Raw genomic sequence first — 5,303 nt, 5'->3', positions numbered from 1 at the left:
GTGTCAGCCAACATCAATGGCACTGACAGATTGCATTCGCGAGCAAGCCCGCTCCCACAGTCGATCGGGTTCCTTCAGTTACTACAATTTGCACGGGACATTCGATGTTATTCAACCAAGCCTCACGCCTGGCAAAGATCACCAGCCCCCTGGGCCCCGAGGTGCTGCTGCTCAAGGACATGGGTGGCGGCGAAGAGCTGGGAAGGCTGTTCAACTATGAGTTGCAGTTGCACTCGCTGGACAACGCCATCGACCTCAACCAGGTGCTCGGCAAGCCCATGTGCGTCAGCATGCAACTGGACGGCGGCGGCGAACGGCATTTCCACGGCATCGTCGCCCGCTTCAGCCAGAACGTCGACCAAGGCCAGTTCGCCAGTTACCAGGCCACGCTGCGCCCTTGGCTGTGGCTGCTGACCCGCACTTCCGACTGCCGGATTTTCCAGAACCTGACCATCCCGCAGATCATCAAGCAGGTGTTCCGCGACCTGGGCTTCTCCGATTTCGAAGACGCCCTGAGCCGTCCCTATCGCGAGTGGGAATACTGCGTGCAGTATCGCGAGACCAGCTTCGACTTCGTCAGCCGGTTGATGGAGCAGGAAGGCATCTACTACTTCTTCCGTCATGAGCAAGGCCGGCATGTGCTGGTACTGGCCGATGCCTATGGCGCCCACACCACAGTGCCCGGCTACGGTTCGGTGCCCTACTACCCGAAGAACGAACAGCAGCGCGAGCGCGACCACATCCACGACTGGCACCTGGCCCAGGAAGTCCAGCCCGGTTCGCTGGAGCTCAACGACTACGACTTCCAGCGCCCCAGCGCGCGCATCGACGTGCGCTCGGCGATGCCGCGCCCGCACGCCGCCGGTGACTATCCGCTGTACGACTACCCCGGCACCTATGTGCAGAGCGAAGACGGCGAGCACTACGCCCGCACCCGCATCGAAGCCTTGCAGACCCTGCACGAGCAAGTCGAGCTGGCCGGCAATGCCCGGGGCCTGGGATCGGGGCATCTGTTCAGCCTCACCGGTTTCACGCGCCAGGACCAGAACCGCGAATACCTGGTCGTCGGCGCCCGCTATTACATCTCCCAGGAAAGCGGTGAAACCGGCGGCGGCGCGCCTTCTGCGCAGTTCGAAAGCAACCTGACCTGCATCGACGCCCAGCAGAGTTATCGTCCGCTGGCGACGACCCACCGCCCCATCGTCAAAGGCCCGCAGACCGCCTTGGTGGTCGGCCCCAAGGGCGAGGAAATCTGGACCGACCAGTTCGGCCGGGTGAAGGTGCATTTCTATTGGGATCGTCACGACCAGTCCAACGAAAACAGCTCGTGCTGGATTCGCGTGTCGCAATCCTGGGCCGGCAAGAACTGGGGCTCGATGCAAATCCCGCGCATCGGCCAGGAAGTGATCGTCAGCTTCCTCGAAGGCGACCCGGACCGGCCGATCATCACCGGCCGCGTCTACAACGCCGAACAGACCGTACCTTACGATTTGCCCGACAACGCCACCCAGAGCGGCATGAAGAGCCGTTCGAGCAAGGGCGGCACGCCGGCGAATTTCAACGAAATCCGCATGGAAGACAAGAAAGGCGCCGAGCAACTGTACATCCATGCCGAACGCAATCAGGACATCGTGGTCGAGGTGGATGAAAGCCACTCGGTGGGCCACGACCGCAACAAGAGCATCGGCCACAACGAGACGGTGACCATCGGCAACAACCGCCTGCGCGTCGTCAAACAGGAAGACATCCTGTCGGTGGGCCAGCGCAAGACCGACAGCATCAGCCAGAGCTACGTCATCGAAGTGGGCGAGAACCTGCGCCTGGTGTGTGGCGAAAGCATCCTGGAGCTCAATGCCAGTGGCCAGATCAACCTGAGCGGCGTGCAGATCAGCTTCTACGCCAGCGGCGATGCCGAATTCAACACCGGCGGCGTGCTGCACCTGAACAACGGCGGCGGCCCGGGTGCCACGCCCGACGGCCAGGGCGTCAAGGCCAGTATCGACGCCAATATCCAGGCCGTGTTCCCGCCACCCAAGGGCTAATTTCGAGATCCATGCGCCATGACTTACCGCATCAATGAGTTCCAGTTCCAGTTGCCGCCCGGCGAATTGCTCGACGCGACGATCAACATCCTCAAGTTCCCCGAGCTGGGCACGTCGTTGATCGTCAGCCGCAGCTTGCTGGCCGAGGGCGAAACCCTGCAAAGCAACCTTGACGCCCAACTGGCGCGCCTGGAAAAACAAGTCCAGGACCTGCGCTGCCAACCCGGCGTCGCCGTGCGCCTGGGCCCCAACCAGGACGTCGAAGGCGTCGAACTGCGCAGCCAGTTCAACAAGGGCACTGAAAAGGTCTTCCAGTACCAACTGGCCCTGGTCCTGCCCGGCACCCGCAAGCTGCTTGCGCTGAGCTATGTGAAAGCCGAAAAGCTGGGGGATGCCGAAGCGGCGCATTGGGCGACGATCAAGGGCTCGCTGGTGTTTGACACTCCGGCCTGAGCAGCACCACAGTGGTTTGGGTAGACCTTGATATCCGGCCCAACCCAGTCCCCCTGTGGGAGCTGAGCTTGCTCGCGATGGCGGTGGGTCAGGCAATGAAGAAGGTGACTGACAGGGCCTCATCGCGAGCAGGCTCGCTCCCACAGAGTTTTTCGGGCGTTCTTGCTGTCCGCGCCAACCCAATCCCCTTGTGGGAGCGAGCCTGCTCGCGATTGGGGTCAGCTTGCCCCGTCAGATATTGACCGGCACAAAATCCGGCCCACCCAGCTTGTCCCGCACGGTCACCGCCGAACGCATCAGCGGTGTCCACATGCCGTCGGGGCTGTTCCAGGCCGCGCCGGCCCATCGGGTGTCGGCCACCAGTTCGGCCTTGTGGTTCTCCAGCAGGCGCTTGAGCGCCACGCCTACGCTGCCCATGTCCACGTCGAACAGATCGCCATAGGGGCCTTGCGGCTGCTTGAGCTGTTTGTCCTGGCAGAAGCGGTAGTACCAGACCCAATCGAGCGTGATGTAGATCGCCCGCGTGCGGTCGGGATACGTCGCCAGCATCGTCAGCAAGGCCGACACGAACCGCGTGGGGAAGTTCGCATCGTGGGTCTGGCGCCAGTACGGCATGATCAACTGGTCGAACGCCGCCACCACGTTCTGCGGCTCGTCGTTATCGTTCTTGGCTTCAAGAAAGTAGAACGGTTCGCCCACCAGGAATTTGTCCAGCTCATCATTGGCCAGCGCCAGCAGCAGCACGTTGTCTAGCGGGTTACTCATTGGATTCTCACTACGTCTCGGGTCGTCATCAGTGTGCCGATGTCATTACCGTGGGCGATGGGCACGTTGTCCAGCACCGCTTCGCGCATACCGCCCGGATAGGTCAAGCCGCCCGGGCGCCAGAGCGAGTTCACGCCGCCTTCGTTGCCAGTCGGCATCAGCACCTTGGGGTTGTCCAGGTTCATCATGTAGATCTCCTTGCCGGCCAACGATCCGGGATCGTAACCCAGCGCCGACTCCAGCACCGAAACGTCGCCGGCTTTCTGGTACTCGGCGACCACCGCATTGAGGTCGGATTTTGCCATGACGAACTTGTTCGGGTTGAACGAACCGTACTTGGGGTTGGAGATGTCGTCGGCGGTAAAGAGGAAGCTGCCGCCCTCGTCCTCGAAAGTCTTGAGGTGCTTGTCGATGTAGGGGCCTTCGAGATAGTCGCTCGGCGGCGGCCTGCTTCCCTTGGGAATCGCCATGATATCGGCTTCGGTCGTGCCGGTTTTGTAGGCCGCCGCGCGGGGTTTTGGCGCGGCACCGATGCGCGCCATTTTCGGCCCCAGCCCCAGCAGCGCCATGCCGGCGATACCTTGGAACAGGTCGCGATACCCCGGGCCGAGGCGATCGCCCAGTTCGCCCAGCAGCGCCATGCCCCCCATCATTGCACCGCCAATCGCCACGAAGCCCAGGAACGCCGCCGCCCCCGCCATCGCGGCCAGCACGGCGGCAGCGCCCATGGCGACCATCCCCAACGCTTCGAGGCCGGTGTGCAACCAACCTTCAAGGTCGAGCACGAACGCCACGGACACCGTGGGCCCGCCAATGAACGTATTGGAACTGCCGGTCTTGATGTGCGCACCGCACACCATCTTGCTTTGCAAGCGCGCCGCCGGTTTGCCGTTGATGAAGACGGTGGCGCTGCCTTCGGCGATCAGCACCGGGAATGGCCAGATCGGGTGGTTCATGGGCAAGCCTGTGCAACCGGCCGCCGTGTCCATGCCGGCGCGCATCGCATTGCGCCGGTTGATCTGGACATTCAGGCTGCCCATAATCAACGCCCCCGTCGTGGGCTCGGGCAGGTTGAAAATCGTGTTCAGGCCCTTAAGGATCTGGAACATCGACAGGCCGCCGGCGGCAATCGAGCCGGCCATGATCGCCAGCGCCACGCCGCCCGTCGCCACGGTGGCCGCCACCACGGCAGCACCGATCAACGCCCCCGCGACGGCGCCCGCCACCATCGCGGCGACACCAAAACCGTGGGCTATTTCATCGCCAAGGCGCGCAGCGGCCAGCATATCCATTGCGTTGTCGTCTTCCGGGGGTGATCAAGCGGTCTGAGGCAGGACCTTGAAGGAATGCATCGCCGCCTTCCAGGCCGGCTCGTGGTGCACCAGATCGTTCGGCGTGGTCGTCAGCGTGGTGATCAGCCCCACGGGTTGGCGGTCGATGAACACCTGGCGCAGCATCAACTCACGGCCCTCGCGCTGCCAGCTGTAATCGAGCAGCACGGCGGCGTAGCCATGGAGGGAGAAGTCCCAGCGCTTGATCAGGTTGAAACCGGGCAATTGCTGCTCGGCGCTCGCCAGTTGCTGCTCCACGTAGTCGTTGAACGGTGTGTCGCCCCGGCTCGGGTCGCGGCTGATGACGAAACTGGCTTCCTTGGCGCCACCCACGGCAGGCAACTTGAAGATATTGATGCTCTGGTCCTGCCAGTTGTCAGGGACATCGAGATCGGCTTCTTGAAGGCGATAGAGCGTCATGATTCGGATCGTTTCCAGGCAAAAGAGAGGCTGCGGCAAGCGGCAGATCTTCAAGCAATGAATGGTAACAATCAAGGTGCCGGAAGCGCTCGTTTTCGAGGGCCATGACAGCCGTCTCACTTTTGATGTTCGCGGACAATCCTGCGATGGGAATGGTAATCTCCGTCCGCCTGATTGCCTCACGCTGGGCGGGTAGGGAACCGATAAGGAGCAACGTGCAATGGAAGCGCTAGATGTCTGACGCACTCTGGGCCGCTCGCCTGGGCGACGCGCTGGAACACACCTCGATGAT

The 5,303-nt window shown here is 62.4% G+C and carries 5 protein-coding genes; 2 read left to right on the top strand and 3 right to left on the bottom strand.

What is annotated here, in order from left to right; translation table 11 throughout:
• Positions 1-104 precede the first annotated feature (104 nt).
• Together ACODSJ_RS24565 and ACODSJ_RS24560 are read left to right on the top strand one after the other, a co-directional pair.
• Positions 105-2,042 carry a type VI secretion system Vgr family protein gene (locus ACODSJ_RS24565; protein ID WP_489104207.1) on the top strand — a complete coding sequence of 646 codons (1,938 nt, stop codon included), beginning with the start codon at positions 105-107 and terminating at the stop codon, positions 2,040-2,042.
• 18 nt (positions 2,043-2,060) lie between these two features.
• Positions 2,061-2,495: a DcrB-related protein gene (locus ACODSJ_RS24560; RefSeq protein ID WP_489104206.1), complete on the top strand. Its 435-nt coding sequence runs from the start codon at positions 2,061-2,063 to the stop codon at positions 2,493-2,495.
• A 231-nt stretch (positions 2,496-2,726) separates the two neighbouring features.
• Here the strand turns inward: ACODSJ_RS24560 and ACODSJ_RS24555 are convergent, their stop codons facing one another.
• The 3 genes from ACODSJ_RS24555 to ACODSJ_RS24545 are packed head-to-tail and all read right to left on the bottom strand — an operon-like array spanning position 2,727 to position 5,011.
• Positions 2,727-3,260 carry a hypothetical protein gene (locus tag ACODSJ_RS24555; protein ID WP_489104205.1) on the bottom strand — a complete coding sequence of 178 codons (534 nt, stop codon included), beginning with the start codon at positions 3,258-3,260 and terminating at the stop codon, positions 2,727-2,729.
• Positions 3,257-4,552 (bottom strand): PAAR domain-containing protein, encoded by a 1,296-nt coding sequence (locus ACODSJ_RS24550; protein WP_489104204.1) that lies wholly within the window; start codon positions 4,550-4,552, stop codon positions 3,257-3,259. Before ACODSJ_RS24550 ends, ACODSJ_RS24555 begins: the two co-directional genes overlap by 4 nt.
• 24 nt (positions 4,553-4,576) lie before the next feature.
• The gene (locus ACODSJ_RS24545; RefSeq protein WP_489104203.1) at positions 4,577-5,011 is read right to left on the bottom strand and encodes a DcrB-related protein; all 435 of its coding nucleotides are present in this window, start codon (positions 5,009-5,011) and stop codon (positions 4,577-4,579) included.
• Between the last annotated feature and the right edge of the window lie 292 nt (positions 5,012-5,303).

It is taken from the genome of Pseudomonas sp. FG6, from assembly GCF_057809015.1.
This window is presented reverse-complemented; position numbering and strand designations above follow the sequence as displayed.

Coding starts and splice junctions, on each gene's coding strand:
- ACODSJ_RS24565 (WP_489104207.1), top strand. CDS start 105: ATGTTATTCAACCAAGCCTCACGCCTGGCAAAGATCACCAGCCCCCTG.
- ACODSJ_RS24560 (WP_489104206.1), top strand. CDS start 2,061: ATGACTTACCGCATCAATGAGTTCCAGTTCCAGTTGCCGCCCGGCGAA.
- ACODSJ_RS24555 (WP_489104205.1), bottom strand. CDS start 3,260: ATGAGTAACCCGCTAGACAACGTGCTGCTGCTGGCGCTGGCCAATGAT.
- ACODSJ_RS24550 (WP_489104204.1), bottom strand. CDS start 4,552: ATGGATATGCTGGCCGCTGCGCGCCTTGGCGATGAAATAGCCCACGGT.
- ACODSJ_RS24545 (WP_489104203.1), bottom strand. CDS start 5,011: ATGACGCTCTATCGCCTTCAAGAAGCCGATCTCGATGTCCCTGACAAC.